Genomic DNA, 21,932 nt, shown 5'->3' on the forward strand with positions numbered 1-21,932 from the left:
TGATGTACGTCATTGTCTTTGAGACCATCATCGGGTAATCTTTGAGATGTCCGGTTGAGGGAGAGATCGGAACCCCGGAAGTACGGGGAATCTTGAGAATTCAACAGAGGAGCGCTTTCGGTGTTTGACGGCTTGCTTGATGAGCACTTCCGGCGTATGCCCGTTGCTGGCACGGGTCAGAGCTGGCGAGGGTGTAACCCCAAGGCGAAGAAGAAGAGGACGACTCGCGCCGGGAAGCCTACAGGGGTTATGCGAAACAGTCAAGTTGTTTCGCATACCTCGGAGGACTACCCTAAGAAGGTCATCCGCGCCAGGGAGTCCCGACAGTGGAGGGCGGAAGCCGAGGAAGCCGCGCGGGACTGGCAAAAACTAGTCTAGCGAGCCACGCCCCGGGCGGGAGAGACCCCGCTCGGGGCGGTTCCCTTCTGTTCTGTTTGCACCTGCAAATTTGCGGATGCAAATTTTTTGGGGCTCCGCCCCAAACCCCGGTACCGCAGCTGGTTCCTTTGATCTGAAATGTCCGATTTGTCGGGGTCAGGCAAATCGGAAATGCGCTGGCGCGCATGCTGTTTTTTTGGAAGCCTTCGGCTTAAAAGGCATTCGCTTCGCTCATGCTGATTTTTTGAAAGGGGCTTCGCCCCCGCCGTCCTCCCCTTTCGAGTGTATCCCTCCGCTTCTCCCGGTCAAGGGGCTTTCGCGGCATATCCTCGCTTCGCTGCGGTATTCCACAACCCCTTGACCGTCCGGCGCTCCGGGACGATGAGGGGATGGGAGGACGGACGAAAAAAGGGCGGGGGAGCCCGGGACGGGGAACCGTTAGTCAGTCCGCTTCCTGTTGAAAACTGCTAGGTGGAGTCTAGCACCGGAAAGCGTATGTGCGCAAGCACCCGACAGTGTGAGGGAAGCCACATGATAGGGCTTGTGTTATCCTTACTCCCTGGGTAGGATGGACAGTGTCCGAACAACGGGTCAGCGAATGGATCATGATGATTCAGTGGTTTTTCTTCGGGATTATGGTGGTTGGCTTGATCGGGGTACGTACTTATAAATTGTTTATTGAAATTAAGAATATGCGCCTTGACGGGTATGAGGAGATGAATGAGATTTTTGATTGGGTGATGAAGTATCTTAGTCAAGGTGAACCGCATCTTATAAAGGCAGCGATCGTTTATTGCCGTTATATTGAGCATCATCCGAAGTCCAATGACGGACAACGGCACCAGGCGCAACAATTGATAAAACGTGGAGAAGCACAGTTGAAAGCTTGATTGTTAAGGAAGGATTGTCATGGAAATTCGTATTATTTTGCTCGCGATGGCCTTTCTGCTGTTGTTGTTGGAGCTTATTACACTGAGGAGGCCGCAAAAGCGGTCAAAGTCGTATGGATCCATTCGAGACATGGTGATGAATACCATTGATCAGGCTTTGACCGCGGAAACGATCGAAATGCGCAATCTGGCGGATGAACATCTGGTGCAATTGTTGCCTGATGTAAAGGATCCCATGTTGCGGCGAGCTATTTGTGAAATGATACCCTGTATCAATGAAGGCATGGTGGAATTGCAGAAGCAACAATCCATACCTCGTAGAATGAAACGGTATTTTTCTCGCCGAGGTTAAGCATTCAGATTAGACACAAGAACCGAACGGGTGTGTGGGAGGCCACCCCCGTTCGGTTCTTTCATTGCAGGGCTTCAGCGGTATGCTCGGCAGCGGCAAGCGGGATTCGCTTCGCTCATGCTGTCTTTCTTGGGGGCTATGCCCCCAAACCCCCTCGGCGTTGTTAATCGTGTCGCTTATGTATGATGGTGGGTTGGGGGGATTAAATGACGGGTGTGGTCGTTTTCCGTAGGTGGTGACGTTACGTTCCAGGCTTGATCAGGTTATGTCCTGTTGGCAAGATGGTCGCCTGCTTCGGTGCCAGTTGCGTAGTGGAAATGTGGGAGAGGCTCTGTTTACCATCCAAGCAGGAAAAGAACGCATGGAGGAGGAAAAGTCACGACCCGTTGTTATCGCTCGCTCTATCCCTCTGGATATAACTGGAATGTGCGAGCTGGGTCACACTAGTATTGAGTCGCACACTGGACCTTGCTAGACTTACATCGTTCGCAAGAGATTGGGCGATATTCGAGAGAGGTTTAAATGTCTGTCACTTTTTTTGCTACTAACGGTCCTATCATTGGTTACCGTGTAACCTGCCACTGCCCGGTAGTGGCAGAGAAAGCCGAAATCCTGGAAACGTATCAGAAAGCGCTCAAGGCACTAGAACCGATTGGACCTCGATCGAAGAACGAAACCCCGTTGGAGGGTTGCGAGGAACCCGAATTCTGTTTGTACGTTGGTGCTCATATCAAGATCATCACAGAAAATCCGATGCCTTAAGAATTGGAGGTCAATTTAGCAAATTCAAATGCACGCTGGATTTTGGGTGATTTTCTGGGTTTACCGGATGATGATTTGTGTAATAGCATGAGTGCAGATGAATTTCTAGGACGGGTTACACTCGGTTTGACCGCTCCCTATGATGAAGGGATGCCATCGTTTCAGGAAGGTAACATGATTGAATGCGGAAGGCCGGAAGGTTACGCACAAACGGTTTTGAATGCTCTGTACAACATTGGGCAATGGGCAAAGGATCATGGTCGGACCGTTTCTTATGGTTAGACTTTGCTATCCCGGGCGGCTCCGGCTGTCCGGGATTTTCCTTTATCTGTACTCTTTGCATTTGTAAATCCTTACCCTTTCCAAAAATTTTTTTTGGGGCTCTGCCCCAAACCCCGGAGGGGTTATGTACTGGGTCACTTTGGCCTGAAATGTCCGGTTTGGTGCGGATGGTCCCTGGGAGAATCGGAATTCGCTACGCTCATGCTGTCTTTTTTGGGGGGCTAACCCCCAAACCCCCGTGCGTTGCTGTTTATGTCGCGCTGACATGATGGTCGGTTTGGAAGAGGAACAGACAGGTGTGGTTGATTGCCGTAGGTGGTTACGTGACGTCCCCGACCTGGCAGGTATGGTCCTGTTAGTTCGGTGGTCCCTTGTCCCGGTGCAGGTTGTTTAGGGGGGTAATGGGAGAGGTTCTATTTACCCATCCGAGCAGGAAAAGAGCGCATGGAGGAAGGATGTCACGACATGTTGTTATCGCCCTCGCACTTTGCTGGGATATCCCTTGACTTCAATCCCTGGAAGAGGTGAGCACAGTCACATACTTACGGGTTTTACGGTTCAGTGTGATCGACCTCACACCTTCCATCGTTTGACTTCATGTCGTCCCTCACCTACGATTGAACCTATCAGCAGGAGATACGGAGGTAAGCAAATGACCGCGATCACGGTTCAGTGTCAGGAAAAACTCGAAGCAGCACTTTCCAACCTTGCTGACCAGGGCGAGATCATCATCGATGTCACCGAACCAACCTTTTTCGAGATTGGAGGGTATGTCCAGGTTTCCTTTCAGCAGGATGGAATGGAGTTGGGAGTGCTTAGGCCAGCAAAAAACGGCGATGCCGCTTACTTGCGGGCATTTCCGGAACTGACGTACCACATTACTCGCGCACAATAAATGACATAGAGTCGAAACCCCTTTACGATTTTGTAAAGGGGTTTTCGATTAGAGTGCTTTTTTACATCTACATAGCCAAAAAATTTTTTGGGCTCCGCCCCAAACCCCGGAGAGGTTGCGTATCTCTGTCGCTCTGGTCTGAAATGTCCGTTTTGGGCGGATTACCGGTGAATCGGTATTCGCTTCGCTCATGCTTTCTTTTTTGGGGGATAACCCCCAAACCCCCTGGCGTTGTTGGTTATGTCGCTCTGGCAACGTGCTCGGTTTGGGAGATGTACAGATCAGTATAGTTGCTTTGCGTAGGTGGTTGCGTGAACTCCTCGATTTGACCAGATAGGGTTCCATTTGGATGGTGGTCGCCTGCTTCGGTGCCGGTATCAAAGAGCGCATGGAGCAGGGAGGGTTTCGTGATCCTCGTTACATTTTGGGAGGATTGATGTGACGCATGTCACCCCGAGTGAGCTTGCGCCGGGGACCCCCGAAGGGTAATCTTAGTGATGTCCGCAAGGGATGCGGATGGTGAGGAGTGAAGAATCATGGATAAAAAGAAGGCTGCTATCACCACCCTTAATTTTACTTTTTCTGGTGCTAAGAAGTCAGTGGCTTTTACGGTTACAAAGGCTCAAGAAGGGCGTATTCGTAAGCTTCTTAAAAAGCTGGAAAGTAACCACTCGGTTTATTACACGGTAAAGGAATTCTTCGAGGATGGAACTATTCAGAATGGGAAGCAGCACTATAAAAGGGAACTAGAGCGGAAGAACAAGGCATATAACGAAATGAAGCAAGCCATGAGGGAACTGAACAAGAATAACCTTCATGTCGAATTGGATTCGGATGGAAGGATTAAGGTATCTGATGCTGATGCAACCCAATAAAGGTTGATTGAACATGAATGGAACACTTTCCCCACACTACGAATTATGGGGAAGTGTTCCATTCAATTATTTCATTTAAAAATTTTATGGAGTTTCGCCCCAATTCGCTGTGATATAAGGCATTCGCTACGCTCATATTATCTTCTTTTGGGGGCGAAACCCCCAACCCCCCCCCCGGCGTTGCTGGTTATGTCGCTCTGGTAAAGTGGTCGGTTTGGGAGATGTACAGATCAGTGTGGTTGCTTGTCGTAGGTGGTTCCGTGACGTCCCCGGCTTGATCAGGAATGGTCCTGTTGGTTAGGTAGGTTGCCTGTTTCAGTGCCGGTTGTCTATGAAGAGCATAGAAGAGCTATCGTTACCGAAGGGGAGAAAGAGCGCATGGAGGAGGGAGGGGGCACGTGACCCTGGTAAGGTGCTTTCCCCATCGTGTGACCTGATTCACACTCATCGACGTTGTGATAACATAGGTAATCGTGCTAGACTGGTCTTGTTCGCAGGTAGCGGATGGAAGTTTGATAATCTGAGAGAGGTAGGGACATTGTTCGTTCTTATCGTGCTATTTTTTGTCTCTGATTACGTGGAAAGCTACAAGGCACAGGCTCAGCAGTTTTCGACGTCGGCGATTGCGCTTGATTTTATGGAAGAAGGGTTCAGCGCAACCGACGCAGCAAGGTGGGCCAACCGGGGTTTCCTCCCTGGTGAGGCTATCGCTGCCATTCGCCACGGGCACACGGACCCGGACACGGCACCGGATGGATGTCCGTCTGTTTGTCTTTGAAGGAATCCCCGGACGGCCGGAACCGTCCGGGGTTTTCTTTTTGCCTTTACCATTTGCATCTGCAAATGCCCTCACTCACAAAAATTTTTTGGGCTCCGCCCCAAACCCCGGAGAGGTTGCGTACTCTGTCGTTCTGGTCTGAAATGTCCGTTTTGGGCGGATTACCGGTGAATCGGTATTCGCTTCGCTCATGCTTTCTTTTTTGGGGGATAACCCCCAAACCCCCTGGCGTTGTTGGTTATGTCGCTCTGGTGAGGTGACCCGTTGGGGAGATGAACAGACAGGTGTGGTGGTCGTTTGCCGCAATGGGCTGCGTTACGTCCCGACTTGATCAGGTCATGTTCTGTTTGGTCGGTGGTTACCTGCCTCGGTGCCGGTTGCTTATTAGTTGAGTTGGAGAGGTTCCGTTTACATTTGTGGAGGAGAAAAGAGCGCATGGAGGAGGGAAGGCGCGAAACCGATAGGAGGTCACCTTTCATCGTGTATCACTTTTTCACTTTGGCTAACCCTGACGTCGGTAGTGGATGGTAGTGTGAGCACCATTACACGCTTAGGGGTTGCGCGGGTGGGTGTCCTCGACTAATCTTAGAGATGTCCGCAGGGAGAGCGGATGGGACACCGAGAAGCGAGATAGGAACACAAAGGAATTTAGAGAATGGCAGCACAATGCGGTGGCGAACACAACGGCGAATGCATTATTGCTCAATGCGAGCTTTGTAAGGATTGGTTTTGTATCTTTAAGGGGCACGCCTGCTAGAGAAAAGAAGACCAGACCCGGGAATGTGTCCAAAGTCACATCCCCGGGTCTGGTTTTTCGTACGTGCAAATGGCTAGACTTGGACTCACAGCGAACATGGGAAGGCGTAACTGGGGATGGGCAGCGTGATTCGATTTCTTCCGGAATGGGCACAGATCACAATAATTGTGATCCTTATGTTTTATTCCTTGCTTGGCGGAACCTGGATCATCATTCAAATGCGTTTCCATTTCCAGAAGAAAAAAGAAGAGCTTAGCAAACTGAAAGCAGAACGCAAGAGGGCTGAATTCGAAGTAAAGCGTGCAGAAATAGAATTGATTAACTCTGGTACCAATCTACGACGTGGATTGTATGATATCGAAAAAAGTCAAATGAATTTGGTGGAAACCCAAGCAAAACTTGGTGAACGGTTTGGGGTTCCGGCGGGTGATATTTGCACAAAAATTTTTATTGGTCACCCCGCAAACCCTGTAAAGGAACGAATCGACCAATTGCTGGAGCCTCTATCTGAGGAAAAACCAACAAAAAACAAAAAGAATGCTCTAAAGGAAGTACGCGAGAAATACGAACAAAAATATGAACAAACAGATTCAGAAATTCAGAACGGCAATATTCGGGTAAGAATGAAAGTAAAACTCAGTATGATTTCTCTCGTCATTCGATTGCTCAGGGGTAGAATTGGATAAAAAGGTGACTAGGGTCACACTATAACTGTGACCCTAGTCACCTTTTACCCTATTTTCTTTTCACCGGAATCGGAATTCGCTGACGCTCATGTTGTTTTTCTTGGGGGCTATGCCCCCAAACCCCCTGGCGTTACTGGTTATGTCGCTCTGGAAAAGTGGTTTGTTTGGGAGATGAACAGACAGGTGTGGTTACCTGCTTCGGTCGGCCATCTTTATACGGAGTTTAGCGTAGAAGGATTGCGTGCACAAGGCTTGATGGTGTGAGGCACGTCACTCCGTTCGGGTTTGACGCTATCGCATGAGGGTGGGTAGACTAGGGATCACGCGATCAGGAAACACAGATAGGAAGGAAAGATGGTTACTTTCATCTCCATCATTCTTGGTTTTCTCGGCGCAATTGGTTTTTATTTCAGTGTGGGGGAAGCGGGTACCCCACTGAAGCGTAAGAAGAAGATTGCGGGACTTTGGGTGAATTTGTTTGCTCAAATTCCCTGGGTTATCTTTAACATCTACACGAAGGCTTACGGATTGTTTGCGATTAATCTTCTAACCGTTATCGCTTGTGTTCAGGGGTTGAGAGAATTGCGACGGCCCGGAAAGGTTGGCAAGCATCGAAAGGGCAAAACGTCACTGTGTTTCGTAAAACGATCAGGAAATAAAATGGTGCTTTACAGGGAAAATGGGGAGATTGAACTGCGGAAACGAGCTGCTTAGGATTTGTTCCCGTCGCTTGTGAGCTTTATCACAAGAGGTGGGGGTGTGGAATTTGATTAGGAGAAGCCCTAGGACGGTCGGTGACGGCCGTCCTAGGGCTTTCTTTTTGTCTTCACCCTTTGCATTTGCAAATCGGCACGCTCACAAAAATTTTTGGGGCTACGCCCCAAACCCCACGAGGGGTTGCGTACTGGGTCCGTTTGGCATGAAATGTCCGTTTTATGCGGTATGTTCCTGAGAGAATTGGAATTCGCTGACGCTTATGCTAGTTTTATTGGGGGATAACCCCCAACCCCCCTGGTGTTGTTTTATATGTCGCTCTGGCAGGGTGGCTGGTTGGGGGAGAAGAACAGAGGGGTGATTGCCGTTGCCGTAGGTGGTTAGGGTACGTCCCGATCGGATCAGGTATGGACCTGTTGGTTAGTGGGCTACCTGTCCCGGTGCCGGTGGCGTATGGGGCTTGAGTGTGAGAGGTTCCTTTCATTATCCAGGCGAAAGAGAACGGCATGGAGGAGGTGAGGGATGACGATGTCAGGTCGTTTAACTGTGTGGAACGTCAAGAATCAAGCCAACAAATCCATCATTTGCGCATAATCGCGGATTAATTGTGTTACATACTTTGTGACTTTCTGAATTTCGTCACGATCAATCGTATGATCGATTAACGCTAAATTTTCCCATCCCTGACAGCGATTCATGATTACTTCAAAGTAGTGTAAACCTTTGACGTGTGTGACACCAAAGACTTCTAACAACATTTGATCGGCTTTTGTCCGATCCGCAGAAGGCTTATTTTTGATTTCGCATATCAACTTGTTGGCTTGAAACTTAGCCGTTTCGACGGCTATCGTAATCACTGAATCAGGTACCTGCGCCATTAGATTCCTTTTCAATATGTTTGTGCAAAATGTAGAGGAGAGGCCCTTTTCGGGCCTCTCCTCTCTGGGGTCTAGTTGGGATCAAACCTCCCACAGGAATTACAGATCCCGGAGTCCGTTAACTTTCCACCACACTGCGAACACATAGACTCTTCCTTTCTTGATTTCTTACAGGGTTCCTCCTTGACACTTTGAATCTATCTGAACCAGACTGAGTACACAAGTCTTGAAGGTGTGAGCATGGCCACACTCACCCACGTTTAGACAAAGGCGGTAAGTGTGCTAGACTTACATCGTTCGCAGGGAGCGGACGGAATAGAAAGGAAAAGTAATGGAAGAAGTAATGGAAGATTGCCCGTGGTGCGGTCCACAGTCCTGCAAGTGCGATCAGCCTCCGGTACCACCGCCGGCCCCTGAGTTCCCTATGGAACCATCTAAGTCTCGGTAGGGAGAACCTTCGCCTCCGGATGGTCAGTGATAGGCGTCCGGGGGCTTTCCTTTTGCTTTGGCCATTTGCATCTGCAAATCCCCTCGCCCGGAAAAATTTTTTTCGGGCTCCGCCCCAAACCCCGGAAGGGGCTACGTAGGTGGTCCGTTAGGTCTGACATGTTCGGTTTGTGCAGATTCCTGGGACAATCGGAATTCGCTGGCGCTCATGCAGTTTGTTTTGGGGGCTAGGCCCCCAAACCCCCAGGCGTTACGGAATATGTCGCTCTGATATGTGTTCGGTTTGTGAGAAGAACAGACAGGTGGGGTCGTTTGCCGCAGTGGGTTGCGTGACGTCCCGGCCAGGTGAATAGGTGTTCTGTTTGATTGGTAGTCCCCTGTTCCGGTACCGGTTGCTTATGGGGTGAGTTGGAAAGTATTGTTCATCACCTGACAAAAAGCGTATGAGAAGGGGAGGCGAATGTAACCTAGTTTTCAATTAAGAAGTTGAGGATACTCCCCCTTTGTGACATCGCTCACCATGTTCGTCCTTACGTGGGTTTTTTGTCTCCATTCACAATCGTGTACCCCCATCCTATGAATGGACGGGGGTACACTCTATCAAAGTTATAAGGTCAATTCCGAATATTTCACCCCTTTGTTTCTACCTGAATGGTAGCATGTGTAATATTAAATTCCTTTTCTAGTTTGCTTAGCGTTTCCTGCAAGATTTGTTGACTGCCAAGATCGTCCTGTACGAGCAGGTGACACGTAAAGACATCCATGCCTGATGTAATCGTCCAAATGTGAAGATCATGAACATCAATCACACCAGTGATGCTTTCGATCGATTGTTGCACTTCCTTTGGATTCAACGTTGACGGAGTGCCTTCCATCAAAATGTGAATCGCAGGTTTAACTACAATCCATCCACTACGGAGAATCATCAAGGCGACAAAACCACTGATAACCGGATCGACCATGTACCACTGGGTGATGGTCATAAGGATTCCACCAATAATGACACCGATCGAACTCAGTGCATCACCCAAAATGTGCAAATAGGCGCTTCGGAGATTCACATTATTGTGAACATCTCCGTGACTCTTCATCTGCCAAGCTGACAATAGATTCGCCACAAATCCGATAAAGGCGACCACAACCATCGTCAAACTGTTAACACTGGCAGGATGCAAAACCCGTTCGTATGCCTCGATCAGAATCAATCCGGCCATAACGAACAATAGCATGCCATTAAACAGGGCCGCCAGTATTTCAAATCGATGATAGCCATAGGTCATTTTAACGGATGCCATTTTTGTGGCGATAATCATGGCGATTAGGCTTATGACCAATGACAATGCATCATTGAGCATATGAGCGGAGTCGGCTAAAAGAGCCATGCTGTTCGTTATCAGGACGCCGATAAATTGTAAAACTATAATCCCGCTGGTGATCAGTAAAGCGATGATCAAACCGCGCTTATTTCCTTTGTGATCATGATGGTGATGCATTTTTCTCCTCTAGCGGGGGCCTTTCTCTTGCACTTGAGATTCTACGCCTGCGACGGGCTGAAGTCGATGTCTTACTATATGACACAGGTCATAGCGGATGTGGTTGTAATTGGGGGCTTGCCCCAAACCCCAGGAGGTGTTACGTACGTGCGTTAGTCTTGAAATGTCCGTTTTGTGTGGATTGTCGGCGCAATCGGCATTCGCTGACGCTCATACTGTCTTTCTTGGGGGCTATGCCCCCAAACCCCCTGGCGTTGCTGGTTATCTCGCTCTGGTAAAGTGTTCGGTTTGGGAGATGTACAGATCAGTGTGGCTACTTTGCGTAGGGGGTTGTGGCGTCCCCGACTTGATCAAGTATGGTTCTGTTTAGATGGTGGTCGCCTGCTTTGGTGCCAGTATTAAAGAAGCATGGAGCAGGGAAGGTCGGGGTTGTGAGCCTTGTCACATTGTGGCACGTTGAGTCTGTGATGATAAGCGTGCTAGACTTAGCGTGTAATTGAAACAGACTTACGAAAGGTTAGTCCATTGACTGACTGGATTCAATCATTCATGAAAGAGCAGTCAGACAAGTATGATGGGCTTGAACTTTTCCTGTCCCGAAAACCAGATTATGTTGTTCTGAATTTTATAAGGGTATCGAAGAAAAATCATGGGACAGGCACAAAGGTTATGGAATCACTTATCCAAGAAGCTGATAAACATGGGGATACGATTCAACTTATTCCCAGCGGAGAATTTGGTAGTGATCTAAAAAAGTTAAAAACATGGTATAAACGTTTTGGATTTATTTCAAGAAAGAATTTTATGATTCGGAAACCTAAAAAATAATTACCGAATAAGAAGGAAACCCCCGAACGGTTTTTTGCCGTTCGGGGATTTCCTTTGTCTTTAGTATTTGCAAGTGCAAATGGTCTTTCCCGCTGAAAAAATTAAGGGGCTCTGCCCCAACCCCGGGAAGAGTGTCCGTAGTGTCTGAAGTGTCCGATTTGTGCGGATTGTTGTTCAAATCGGAATGCGCTGATGCTCATACTGTTCTTATTGGGGGCAAGCCCCCAAACCCCCCGGCGTTGCTGGTTATGTCGCTCTGGCAAAGTGCTCGGTTTGGGAGATGTACAGATCAGTGTGGTTGCTTGTCGTAGGTGGTTGCGTGACGTCCCCGGCTTGAACAGGTATGGTCCCTTTGGTTGAAGGGCACCTGTCCCGGTGCCGGTGGCTTATGGGGTTGATTGGGAGAGGTTCCGTTGCTCTCTGTCGTAAGAAAATGCATAGGAAAGTGAGGGAAACGGGTGACAGCGAAGCTCCGATCGTCTATGACTCAGGTCACACCAACCAGAGCTTGTATTGGATTTGGTCCGGGTGCTAGACTGGAGTCGTTCGCAGGGAAGAAAGCGAAACGATTGGAGGATGAATTGTCTAACGTTGATGAAATCCGTGCAAGCCTACAGTCGGCGAATGAAACAACACGTCGCGCAATTGCTGCATTGGCTGAAGCTATAAATTTGCTAGAAGAAGCACGAGCAGCTGAAATGTATGTAATCCAGGGAAGTAACGATCAAGAGATCATCAGAAGTAGCAACATGAAGAGTTCGCTTATTGAACAACTCCCCAATTTCATGATGATGGCTGAAGAAAGCATTACGGTTTCGGAAAATTACCAACAACGGTTGTGAAAATGGATTGATCAAGATTTGATCATCTGAACGGCCCCGGAATTTATTCCGGGGCCGTTCTTAGATACTGGCTATTTGCAGATGCAAATAGCGTAAGGAATAATGAATTCGCTGACGCTCATGCTGTATTGTTTTGAGGGCTAAGCCCCCAAACCCCCTGGCGTTGCTGGTTATGTCGCTCTGGCAAAGTGCTCGGTTTGGGAGATGTACAGATCAGTGTGGTTACTTTCCGTAGGTGGTTGCGTCACGTCCCCGGCTTGATTGCAATAGTTCGGTTGGGTAGATGGTCGCCTGTTTCGGTGCCGGTATCAAAGAGCGCATGGAGTAGGGAAGGTCGATTTCTGAGCCTTGTTACAACGGCCCTGTCTTCGGAACGTACCGAGGACAGGGCCGTTTATGTTATGAGGGGGAAGGTAGGTTACCTAACGTATCCGGTTTTTTCCCGAACCGGGTCCGGGAGGATGGCAAACATGGATACGGAAACAATTTCTTTTGCCAATTGCATTGTCTTGGAACCTGCAATAGACATTTTCGCATCCTGGACATTTGGCAATAAACGCTTTGTCTACTTCTCGTTTCCCACACGCAGCACATTCCATTAAACTGACCTCCTCGATCTCGACTGACAGCTATAAATTTACCTGAAGAGGTTCCGGTTACACAAGCTGTGAATGTGTGAGTTAACTCACATAGTATTCTCTTGTGTGAGGGGGAGTCATCGGTTAATCTTGTTCATGTCCGTTTTGGATATTCAAAAAGGGTGGATAAATCCATGCTAGGTAGGAAAAAAGGGCGTGAGTCGGAGTCAGCTATTCAATGACGCTGTGAAGAGTGTAAAAAAATACAGCAAGATATATTGATGTAAATACCCGCCAAAAGTATTGTGAAGGATGCAAGAACCATCTTCAAAAGGTGGTGATTTTACATTTTAAGAGGTTAAAGTCAAAAGATGAAGGACGTAGAATGTTTCTGATAGAAAAGAAAAAGATGTGACATGTTGAGAGGAATTAGAGTTGTCTGACTGGCTTAAACCATTTATGAGGGAACAAAGCGATAAGTACAGTGGATTAGTGATCTCTCTTTCCCGAAAGACCGATGGATTTGTGTCCCTTGATCTCATCCAAGTTTCGCCCCGTCATAAAGGGGTGGGGACAGAGGTAATGCAAGCTCTTATCCATCAGGCTGATAAATATGGAGATAATTTGAAACTCTATCCCAGCGATGATTATGGAAGTGATTTTGATCGATTGAAAAAGTGGTATGAACGTTTCGGGTTTCGTTCAAATGGAGATTGGATGTTTCGTTATGCTCAAGGAGATTTAACGATGTGAGCGAGGGCACACCGACACGCAATAGACAAGGTAAATCCCCATCAGGTAAGGTACAGTCGTACGGTAAACCGAGTACAGGAGGAACCACCGTGGCAGGTGTGGAAGAGGTTCGCGCGGGTATTACCCTTGCAAATCAAAAGGCATATGAGGCTATCGCTGGGTTGCAGCAAGCTACTCTAATACTAGAGGAGGCCCAACAGGCCCTAGCTAATGCCACCCAAGGAAGTGGCCAAGAAGAGATTCAACATTCTTACGGTATGCTTGCTGAAGCAGTTACTACGATTACAGGAGTACAAGGAACCATCAACGTAAGTATTTTAAAGGCTGAAGAATACTCCAACCGTCTCTAAGTAAATAAAGATATGGGTTAGTGTTCCCCATATTAAACACTTAACGATTCCCGTTTTCGTTTGAATGGCGAAAGCGGGAATCGTTTTTATATATGGAATTTGCATTCACAAAAGATTTTTGGGGCTCCGCCCCAAACCCCGGAGGCATACGTAGTAGGTCCGTTGGGTCTGAAATGTCCGTTTTGTGCGGATTTGTCAGCGCATTAGGAATTCGCTGGCGCTCATGTTGTTTTTCTTGGGGGCTTAGCCCCCAAACCCCCCGGTGTTGCTGGTTATGTCGCTCTGGCAAAGTGCTCGGTTTGGGAGATGTGCAGATCAGTGTGGTTGCTTTGCGTAGGTGGTTGCGTCACGTCCCCGGCTTGATTGCAATAGTTCGGTTGGGTAGATGGTCGCTTGCTTCGGTGCAGGTTATGAGGTTGTTCAAGAATGAAGAAATAGCAAGGATGAGAGATTAATCCCCGGGTCATTGAAAACGGACCCGGGGACCTTTTTACTCCCCTCGGTACCTTTTGCTTGCACCACTGAATTTACATGGTTGGTCTTATCTGGTCAAAGAGGTAATAAGTGACTTCCTTCACACGGAAACATGTTGCGAACAACGGGAAGATCAGGCTTTCGCGGCATAAACGCCCCTGCCTCGAAAGCCGATAAATAAAACGGCCCTGCCTTCGGAACGAAACCGAGGACAAGGCCGTTTCGGCTGTATGGATATATCACCCCTGTTAAACTTGATTGTTCCTGATAAGGTACGACACGGTTATAGGGTTATTTAGGTTAGCAGGCCGATGCTTTCCACCCATCGAATGGTGAAGGATGGAACGACCCACCAACAATGCCAGCAACATAAGCACCAATCCAATCATTGCAAAAATCCCCCATTCCTGTACCCACTTTGGACCATTGAGGCTAAACAAAGCCCCCCCGATCGGAGCACCACAAAAGCCAAGGATTCCGGTTACGAGAGAGAAAGCGCCGAAATAGGCAGGACGTTCGGAGTGTGGTGCTTCCTCGATAACAAACAACTTTGCGAGCAGAGCGAATCCGCCAACGGTAAATCCAAACAGGAGATGCACCCACACGAGCACAACGACAGGGGAAAGGAACGCCAGGAGAGCCCAGCTCAGGCAGGTTATCCCCATGCAGAAATGAACAGGAGACCAGAGCGACCGTGCATGATGAAGGGTTGAGAGATGCCCCCAGACTTGAAACCCGCCCGCCATGCTGAGAAGCTGGACCAAAACAAGCCAGATCGAAAGCGGCTCTAGTCCCAATATATTGGTAATCACATACCCAAACATGGACGTTGCGGCAATCTGAATCAGGAGCATTACACTTAAATATGTAAGTGATCGGCGGAAATACCGATCCCGAAACGGGACGGAAATCATCCCCCGGATATCAGTTTCACCGGATGGCTTCAATGGAAGATCAGGCATCTTCCATTGAAAAAACATGTCCACGATAAAGAGGGCCAGTCCAATTAGGACCAAAATCAGATAAGCCGTCCGGTCACTGCTGGCAAACTGAAAAGCGATTGCTGTAATCCCCAGAACTCCGACACCGGCGAGACGCTGAAATGTGCTACGCTTCCCGACGTATCGCCCCCCATCCTTACCCTGAGGAACGTAGTCATAATGCAGGGATAGAAAAAAGATGTTATAAAGAGTTGCTCCCAATGCAACAACGATAAAGAGAATCGCATAAACCGGACGCCCGATGGAAGGGGGAAACAGGAGTGGGATGCTCATTGCGAGCAACCATGTCCCCCGGTAGAACATGGAAACCCAGAAAACTGCCTTCGCCCGATTCTTGAACCGATGCAATACAATCGGTCCGAAAATGTTCAGGGCGCTGAATAATTGTGGAATAGCGGGAATGACCGCCACCAAAAATGGTCCGAAACCGAGGAACAGCAACCAATTAGAAAACGTATTAGTTGGAGATAGGCCGTTCAGACCAAACAGGAAAGAGAAGGCCGCAGCGATCGGCCCTTCCCAAAGGGAGAGTCGCCGTCCGATCCTTTGACGTTCGGCGTATGTTATATCTAGCACGATTAATCCTTTCTTGGCGACTTCTAACAGCTTAGCACGTTTCCTCGCTGCATTCGTCCCTTATAGTTATGACAAATCTCACATCACCATCTGGCGCGCAAATCGGCATTCGCTGACGCTCATGCTGCCTTTTTTGGGGGCTAAGCCCCCAAACCCCCTGGCGTTGCTGGTTATGTCGGCATGGAAAAGTGGTCGGTTTAGGAGATGTAGAGATCAGTGTGGTTGCTTGTCGTAGGTGGTTGCGTCACGTCCCCAACTTGGAGAGGTATGGTCCCTTTGGTTGGAGGGCACCTGTACCGGTGCCGTAATGGGGATGGTTTGTGCATCTGACAGCAGTATGAAACGGCTAGTAGGCGTGATATAACTTACGTTGTTATCCATTGTGCGGGGAAGAGTCATGCACTAATCTTTAGGGGGTATTTTACAGTTTTTGTTATACCGGCAATGAGTCATAAATTCCCTTTACGAATCGTGTTTGGTAGAGGCAAAACCCAATCCCTCTACCGCGCGTAACGATAAAGGGATTGGGTGAGAATGGATCACATCTTACCGAATCCGATTCGGTCCGACTCCCCTTCCAGGATTACCGTAGTGAATATCACGGTGATCATTGACACAACCACCCGTTGGAGACTTTGTCAGTTTGCAGTAATGGATGTTGCACTTTTTACAGTAGATGATGACTCGATCTTTTTCATCCTTGCCACACAAGTTGCAGGTTTTTCCCATTTCCAATTCTCCATTTCCCAAAGGTTAGTTTTCTTATTTGTGATTATGCTTGCTCATACATGACTGGCAGTAGGAACCGCTGCATGTACAGAAGTTCACTACCGTTACTTCTTTTTGACATCCATCGCAGATTAACCTCTCGACATCCGGAAAACGGATTTCATCGCCCATTTTCATCATCCCTATTTTTCGCAGTATTGTATGTGTTGGCGGAGGCACCCTGGACACAATACCTTATTACAACAACGCATTGTGCCGTTCCTTTCTTTGCAATGGGTGCAAAGAAGGGTATCTCGGGGACCGATGGCGGGTAGTGTCATCACACCTTCTTTCGTTGTAACGGTGACCAATCTACACCATCCCCCATAGCTACACCAGTCTCTAAAAGGTGAGTTAGGTCACAGGGTGTATGGTTGTAACAGCTTCGATCAGGGTGCTAGAGTCTGTCTATCCGCTAAGGGAGCGGATGGGAAAGGAGAACGATGGATCCGGAGAAGGACCACGAGAAGGACGACGGTGTCACCGTCGTCAGGGGTATCGACTGATTTTCACGGGAGGTCCGGTAAGTGCCGGGCCTCCCGCCCTCAAAGTTTAAGTTTGAATCCGTAAGGATTTAGGTTATTTGATCGAGGTAGAAACAATGTTCAATTATTATCGAATTCTTTGCATCATCTTACGTCGAAACCTACAAGGCACAGGTAAATAATTTTTCAACGACGGAGATTGCGCCTGATTAGTCCGGGTCTGGGCGAATCGGCATTCGCTGACGCTCATGCTGTATTTTTTTGGGGCAAGCCCCAAACCCCCTGGCGTTGCTAGTTATGTCGCTCTGGCAAAGTGCTCGGTTTGGGAGATGTAGAGATCAGTGTGGTTGCTTTGCATAGGGGGTTACGTCACCTCCTCGATTTGACCAGATATGGTTCCGTTTGGATGGTGGTCACCTGCTTCGGTGCCAGTATCAAAGAGCGCATGGAGCAGGGAGGGGCGGGTTGTGAGCCTTGTCACAACGGCTATGCCTTCGGAACGAAACCGATTAACGTGTGAGTTAACTCACACACTAACGGCTTGCATGGGTGGAAAGATTCAACTAATCTTAGAGGTGTTCGCAAGAGGTGCGAACCGGTGATCGCGAAAGGTATAAAACAATGGCTAAGCATGCTGATCGATCCAAAAAGACAACACCCCCAAATTCTGGGCGTACTCCAAAACATTCCAAGGATAAGATACCGACACAACAATTTCCTCGTCATAAGGAAGCCCAAGATCGTTCGGAAAAAAAGTAAAAACGATAAGTAATTTGAAACCCTGCCGGTAATAACCGGCAGGGTTTTTCTTGAATCTGAAGCATTTGCACCTGCAAATAGTATTATTTCTATATTTTGGGGCTCCGCCCCAAACCCCGGAGCAATGGTGTACGGGGTTCGTTAGGTATGAAATGTTCGATTAGGCCGAATTGAACCTGGAAGGCTCGGAATTCGCTGACGCTCATCCAGTTCTTTTTGGGGGCTATGCCCCCAACCCCCCGGCGTTATTGACCGTGTCGCTTTAGTATGGTGGTTGATTTGGGAGATGAACAGACAGGTGTGGTCGGTTTCCGTAGTGGGTTACTTAACGTCCCCGACTTGATCTTAAATGTTTTGTTTGGTCGGTGGTTGCCTGTCCCGGTGCCAGTTGTTTTAAAAAGGAAATCTTTCTTTTTGATGTTATGCCATGATTCCTGTACAGCCTTAAGCTCTGGAATGCATGGGGGTGATGAGAAAGAAAAAAGAGGCTATGGAAGAGGAGCAAACTCCGTTTTGAGATTTACTGTCCGTATGTGGCTCGACGTTTAATATATAAATCGAAAAAATTGGTTATCAATAGGAACAACACCCCCTGTGTCTGATTCACTCATGACAGGGGGTGTCTGTTCAATAGTAGATACATTCATTTGTCTTAATATAGTAATCGCTATGCCCGTCTGGAATGTATTCAGTTTCTCCGTTTCTGACGTTATAGACTTCCATGATCATTGTTTCCATATCCCACTCCTGACCATCTGATGTCTGCCAGTGCACAATATAATGCTGAGGCACTTTCGTGGGTGTCTTACGAACAACCTTGCAGATGGAGACAATTCCAATGTCCGATCGTGTGTACTTTCCTTTCTTGACACCGTGGTCTAGCATGGCCTTATCGACCACAGCGGTTTCCATCTTCTCTAGGTTGATGCCGAGCTCGTTTCTACCACACCCGATCAGGGTGAAGGTAAAAAAAACCATCAGGATGACAACCAGGTTTCGCATGGCTCTTGTTTCCTCACTTGCTCGACTGTTTTCCGACACCCCTTACTGTAGTCTGTTCCATTGACGGACACAACCCTTTGTGACCTCGCTCACCATGTTTGGGGTCGATCTTGACCGTTTGCATATGCAAATCAGCGGTGTGGTTCAGGTCACACTAGCCAGTGTTGTACACGGCAGGGCAGGGTGCTAGACTTTTGGTGTTCGCAGGGGCAGGCAGAGAGGAAGGGATTTGAATTGGCAACGATCCCCGGACCAAGGTGTGGAAATTGCGAAGGGACGGGGTATAATCACGATGGTACGCCTTGTAAAAAGTGTAAAGGATCCCTTGAGGATCTGGATAGCCTCACCGATGATGATTAAGTAATGTTGGTTGCTATGGAGGGTTCATTTGTCTGTTGAGGTGTTGGAATTTTTGCCCCGTGTCATTCCACAGATTGAAATGGTGGAATGCCCAAATTCACCTGATGGGGGTCATGTTCTATTTGCTTGTTCCGGTTGTGGTCGTCAGCGTTGTAGTTTTGGATGTGGTGTAAATTGTACATGCTAGGTAAATAACCTAAATCCCCCCAATTGGTCATCAGGCCATTTGGGGGGATTCGGTCTTATTATTCAATACATTGATCCAAACTTTGAGTGGGAAAGGAATTTGCTATCGCAAATAAGGTCCTTTTGGGGGCTTTGCCCCCAAACCCCCACGTTTTACATGGAGTGTGGTCGCTTATCGTCGTGGGTTGCGTAATGCCAAAACTCGGTGAAGGGTGTCCTTCATGATGAAGCGGTTTCGCCTTATCGTGGTTGAGGAGCGGTCGCACGGAATAGGACCGTTGTTCTCCGCTGCGTATGGGGGCAGGTGACCTCCGTCACTCAGGGGTTGTGTGGAGGGATGCCTTTGACTAATCTCAAGGGTGTCCTTACGAGATGATCACCGGAGTTGAAAAGGAAGAAGAATTCTCAGTGATGCCAAAAGAGTTGTGTGGGGGTGGACGAGTTGCTCACCCGTTCGCAGGAAAGCCAGAGTTCACATGTCAAGTGTGTAAAAAGGCGATAGAGGAGGGGGACAGGAAATTGATCTCAGCTGAATTTTGCAGCAATGAATGCCTGAAGATCCATAATCAACATTTCCATCCGTTCGAATGATGCGGAAGCAGAGATCATCCGTGTAACCTGTGGATTAGAGGACCGGGACGGATCCGTATCTTTCTTTACTTTATAGGGTAGGGGTGTATGGAAGAGATTCATTTTTTCGATGTTGAACGATTGATTTGTGATAATACGACTTGCGATCAAGAGCATGTTTCGGTTGTCAACATCTGTTCAACGTGCAAAAAATCGTTTTGTGAGAATTGTTTTCGTAAACATGGTGATTCCTGTCGTCGGAAATAAACCATGAGACAGACGTCCGCGAATGGTCATTGGACCGTCGGGGACATCTGTCTTTATTTTTTAATCCATCCCCTGGAGGAATAAGGCATTTGCTAGCGCAAATGTAGTTCCTTTTGGGGGTTATGCCCCCAAACCCCCGTTTTTTCACAGAAAAGGATGGTCGTGTTCCGGAGGTGGTTACGCAACGTCCCCGATATAGTAAGGTATGGTTCCGTCGGATCAGTGCTCACCTGTCCCGGGAAAGGTGGATGAACACAATACAATGGAATGGTACACATTCACTTTTGCCGACAAGTCCACTGGAAAAGGATAGTGAAGGTGGATCTTCACCCCGTACTTTCAGCGGTACGGGGGTGAAAGGTGACCGATGTTACTCTTTTACGACCTTTCGCCAAAACCCATCAGGTGGACTGGTCAATGCCCACTTAGAACCGGGTACGAATCGCCACCCATCGCGAGTGATGGCCGCTTCCGTTCCCCGGCGAGTGACACCTGAAAAGGTACCTTCATGTTTCCCATTGTCATTGATGATCGTAGCCGACCCGTTGGACAGGTCGACGATAACACGGCCCTTCATGGCAACCCTTTCCTGGTTTCTCTCGAATAACATCCACTCTACCCTTTGACAGTTGGTTATACTAGTGTTTCTGGTGTGAGCTGCATTACACTCCATTCGCTTGCATCAAATAAAGTAAATATTGTTCAGCTAGTGAGAAGGAATAAGGCATTCGCTGACGCTCATGCAGTATGGTTTGGGGGATACTCCCCCGCCCCCCCCTTGTGGTATTGTCGATACGTGTTGCCTTGGCATGGTTTCGGTTTAGGAGATAAACAGACAGATGTGGCCCATTTTCGTAGTGTATAACGTGACGTCTCCGGCCTGATCCGATATGATCCTGTTTGTCTGTGCTCGCCTGTCCTGGTGCCAGTTGCTTATGGGGGAGTGGGAGAGGTTCTGCGTTTACGAGGGGTAAAGAAACGGCATGGAAGGGAAAGCGTGTGATTGTGTGGTTCACCATTATTGCGTTCGGGACCTTGTGTTTATCGCTAGAGGCGGATAGAATGACCCTGAAAATATTGGACACCATCGAAAGGGTTAGGGTTTGTCTGATTGGATCGAACTGTTTATGCGGGAACAAAGCGACGCACACAGCGGCCTAGAACTCTTCGTAGACCGTAACAGAGACGGGATTGTTTTTCTTCAGTTCATTAGGGTTTCCCGGCCTAATAAGGGTACTGGAACCCAGGTAATGCAAGCACTATGCGAGCAGGCGGATGCCCACGGGGACACAATTAGGCTTATGCCTAGCGGTTCATTCGGCAGTGACTTCTCTCGACTTAAAAAATGGTATCAATCGTTTGGATTTCGTCCATATGAGGGAGACCCGCTGGGTGAGGAAATGATTCGTTATCCAAACGGGACCAAGGACCTACCGCAAGAATCTGGATGTGATGTCCCCACTCCTGAAGATTCAGGAGTTCGGACCCCCCAAAGTGGAGGGTTAGCAACAATGGGAAGTGTCGAAGAAGTGCGCAACGGGATTGCACGGGCTGTGCAGAAGGCAAGTGAAGGTATTGCAGCCTTGCAGCAGGCAATCTTGTCTTTAGAGGAAGCTCAACAGACCTTATCGAACGCGACCCAGGGCAATACGCAGGAAGAGATTTTGACCGTAAACGGCATGCTAGCCGAAGCCGAACAAAGCATCATCGGCATTCAAGGTACCATCAACGCCAGCATTTCGGTCGCTGAATCCTATGCTGGACGGCTGTAAGTAGGGAGGACGACAGAACCGAGGGATCGACTGAATCTCCCCAGTAAGGCCTGGCCCTTACTGGGCCTCCCTCCCCTAAACTCACTTTTGGGTCTTTTTTCTTCCATATTTTCGAATGCAGCGTACTGGATTGTCGGCTAAATCGGAATTCGCTGACGCTCATACTGTTCTTTT

22 protein-coding genes are annotated in these 21,932 nt (G+C 48.4%); 16 read left to right on the forward strand and 6 right to left on the reverse strand.

Annotated elements, in window-relative coordinates:
• Nucleotides 1–953 precede the first annotated feature (953 nt).
• The 8 genes from KOL94_RS22585 (at nt 954) to KOL94_RS22620 (ending at nt 7,369) form a co-directional block, all read left to right on the forward strand.
• Nucleotides 954–1,268, forward strand: a complete 315-nt coding sequence (locus KOL94_RS22585) for a hypothetical protein (RefSeq protein WP_221568936.1) — start codon at nt 954–956, stop codon at nt 1,266–1,268.
• Nucleotides 1,269–1,287: 19 nt separating this feature from the next.
• Nucleotides 1,288–1,620, forward strand: a complete 333-nt coding sequence (locus tag KOL94_RS22590) for a hypothetical protein (protein ID WP_221568937.1) — start codon at nt 1,288–1,290, stop codon at nt 1,618–1,620.
• A 522-nt stretch (nt 1,621–2,142) separates the two neighbouring features.
• The gene (locus KOL94_RS22595; RefSeq protein ID WP_221568938.1) at nt 2,143–2,382 is read left to right on the forward strand and encodes a hypothetical protein; all 240 of its coding nucleotides are present in this window, start codon (nt 2,143–2,145) and stop codon (nt 2,380–2,382) included.
• Between the two features lie 42 nt (nt 2,383–2,424).
• Nucleotides 2,425–2,664 (forward strand): hypothetical protein, encoded by a 240-nt coding sequence (locus tag KOL94_RS22600; protein ID WP_221568939.1) that lies wholly within the window; start codon nt 2,425–2,427, stop codon nt 2,662–2,664.
• Nucleotides 2,665–3,316: 652 nt separating this feature from the next.
• Nucleotides 3,317–3,559 (forward strand): hypothetical protein, encoded by a 243-nt coding sequence (locus KOL94_RS22605; protein WP_221568940.1) that lies wholly within the window; start codon nt 3,317–3,319, stop codon nt 3,557–3,559.
• A gap of 536 nt (nt 3,560–4,095) precedes the next feature.
• Nucleotides 4,096–4,434 (forward strand): hypothetical protein, encoded by a 339-nt coding sequence (locus tag KOL94_RS22610; protein ID WP_221568941.1) that lies wholly within the window; start codon nt 4,096–4,098, stop codon nt 4,432–4,434.
• Nucleotides 4,435–6,094: 1,660 nt separating this feature from the next.
• Entirely contained in the window at nt 6,095–6,655 is a 561-nt protein-coding gene (locus tag KOL94_RS22615; protein ID WP_221568942.1) for a hypothetical protein, read from the forward strand.
• 354 nt (nt 6,656–7,009) lie between these two features.
• Nucleotides 7,010–7,369, forward strand: coding sequence for a hypothetical protein (locus KOL94_RS22620; RefSeq protein WP_221568943.1), 360 nt, complete (start codon nt 7,010–7,012; stop codon nt 7,367–7,369).
• 563 nt (nt 7,370–7,932) lie between these two features.
• On the opposite strand, the gene KOL94_RS22625 is transcribed toward KOL94_RS22620, so the two are convergent.
• Both KOL94_RS22625 and KOL94_RS22630 read right to left on the reverse strand, forming a co-directional pair.
• Nucleotides 7,933–8,262 carry a hypothetical protein gene (locus tag KOL94_RS22625; RefSeq protein WP_221568944.1) on the reverse strand — a complete coding sequence of 110 codons (330 nt, stop codon included), beginning with the start codon at nt 8,260–8,262 and terminating at the stop codon, nt 7,933–7,935.
• Between the two features lie 1,061 nt (nt 8,263–9,323).
• On the reverse strand, nt 9,324–10,187 hold the full coding sequence (locus KOL94_RS22630; protein ID WP_221568945.1) for a cation diffusion facilitator family transporter: 864 nt from the start codon (nt 10,185–10,187) through the stop codon (nt 9,324–9,326).
• Nucleotides 10,188–10,736: 549 nt separating this feature from the next.
• Between KOL94_RS22630 and KOL94_RS22635 the strand changes: the two genes are divergently transcribed.
• The 4 genes from KOL94_RS22635 to KOL94_RS22650 all read left to right on the forward strand — a co-directional run bounded on the left by KOL94_RS22635 (nt 10,737) and on the right by KOL94_RS22650 (nt 13,538).
• Nucleotides 10,737–11,015, forward strand: a complete 279-nt coding sequence (locus tag KOL94_RS22635) for a hypothetical protein (RefSeq protein ID WP_221568946.1) — start codon at nt 10,737–10,739, stop codon at nt 11,013–11,015.
• A gap of 482 nt (nt 11,016–11,497) precedes the next feature.
• The gene (locus KOL94_RS22640; RefSeq protein WP_221568947.1) at nt 11,498–11,857 is read left to right on the forward strand and encodes a hypothetical protein; all 360 of its coding nucleotides are present in this window, start codon (nt 11,498–11,500) and stop codon (nt 11,855–11,857) included.
• Nucleotides 11,858–12,894: 1,037 nt separating this feature from the next.
• Nucleotides 12,895–13,188, forward strand: coding sequence for a GNAT family N-acetyltransferase (locus KOL94_RS22645; RefSeq protein WP_221568948.1), 294 nt, complete (start codon nt 12,895–12,897; stop codon nt 13,186–13,188).
• An 89-nt stretch (nt 13,189–13,277) separates the two neighbouring features.
• Nucleotides 13,278–13,538, forward strand: coding sequence for a hypothetical protein (locus KOL94_RS22650; protein ID WP_221568949.1), 261 nt, complete (start codon nt 13,278–13,280; stop codon nt 13,536–13,538).
• A 722-nt stretch (nt 13,539–14,260) separates the two neighbouring features.
• Here the strand turns inward: KOL94_RS22650 and KOL94_RS22655 are convergent.
• Nucleotides 14,261–15,286 carry an MFS transporter gene (locus KOL94_RS22655; RefSeq protein ID WP_221568950.1) on the reverse strand — a complete coding sequence of 342 codons (1,026 nt, stop codon included), beginning with the start codon at nt 15,284–15,286 and terminating at the stop codon, nt 14,261–14,263.
• Between the two features lie 28 nt (nt 15,287–15,314).
• On the opposite strand from KOL94_RS22655, the gene KOL94_RS22660 reads away from it, so the two are divergent.
• The 3 genes from KOL94_RS22660 (at nt 15,315) to KOL94_RS22670 (ending at nt 18,150) form a co-directional block, all read left to right on the forward strand.
• Nucleotides 15,315–15,563: a hypothetical protein gene (locus KOL94_RS22660; protein WP_221568951.1), complete on the forward strand. Its 249-nt coding sequence runs from the start codon at nt 15,315–15,317 to the stop codon at nt 15,561–15,563.
• Between the two features lie 560 nt (nt 15,564–16,123).
• Nucleotides 16,124–16,381: a hypothetical protein gene (locus KOL94_RS22665; protein ID WP_221568952.1), complete on the forward strand. Its 258-nt coding sequence runs from the start codon at nt 16,124–16,126 to the stop codon at nt 16,379–16,381.
• Between the two features lie 1,487 nt (nt 16,382–17,868).
• Complete coding sequence (locus KOL94_RS22670) at nt 17,869–18,150, forward strand: hypothetical protein (protein WP_221568953.1); 282 nt, start codon at nt 17,869–17,871, stop codon at nt 18,148–18,150.
• A gap of 78 nt (nt 18,151–18,228) precedes the next feature.
• On the opposite strand, the gene KOL94_RS22675 is transcribed toward KOL94_RS22670, so the two are convergent.
• From KOL94_RS22675 to KOL94_RS22685, 3 genes are all read right to left on the reverse strand, one after another.
• Nucleotides 18,229–18,603: a hypothetical protein gene (locus tag KOL94_RS22675; RefSeq protein WP_221568954.1), complete on the reverse strand. Its 375-nt coding sequence runs from the start codon at nt 18,601–18,603 to the stop codon at nt 18,229–18,231.
• Nucleotides 18,604–19,674: 1,071 nt separating this feature from the next.
• The gene (locus KOL94_RS22680; RefSeq protein WP_221568955.1) at nt 19,675–19,896 is read right to left on the reverse strand and encodes a hypothetical protein; all 222 of its coding nucleotides are present in this window, start codon (nt 19,894–19,896) and stop codon (nt 19,675–19,677) included.
• Nucleotides 19,897–20,356: 460 nt separating this feature from the next.
• Nucleotides 20,357–20,563: a hypothetical protein gene (locus tag KOL94_RS22685; RefSeq protein WP_221568956.1), complete on the reverse strand. Its 207-nt coding sequence runs from the start codon at nt 20,561–20,563 to the stop codon at nt 20,357–20,359.
• A gap of 934 nt (nt 20,564–21,497) precedes the next feature.
• On the opposite strand from KOL94_RS22685, the gene KOL94_RS22690 reads away from it, so the two are divergent.
• A complete protein-coding gene (locus KOL94_RS22690) occupies nt 21,498–21,758 on the forward strand; it encodes a hypothetical protein (RefSeq protein WP_221568957.1) in 261 nt (86 codons plus the stop codon).
• Nucleotides 21,759–21,932 lie beyond the last annotated feature (174 nt).

Origin of the sequence: Alkalihalobacillus sp. TS-13, from assembly GCF_019720915.1 — a bacterium.
Lineage (GTDB): Bacteria > Bacillota > Bacilli > Bacillales > Fictibacillaceae > Pseudalkalibacillus.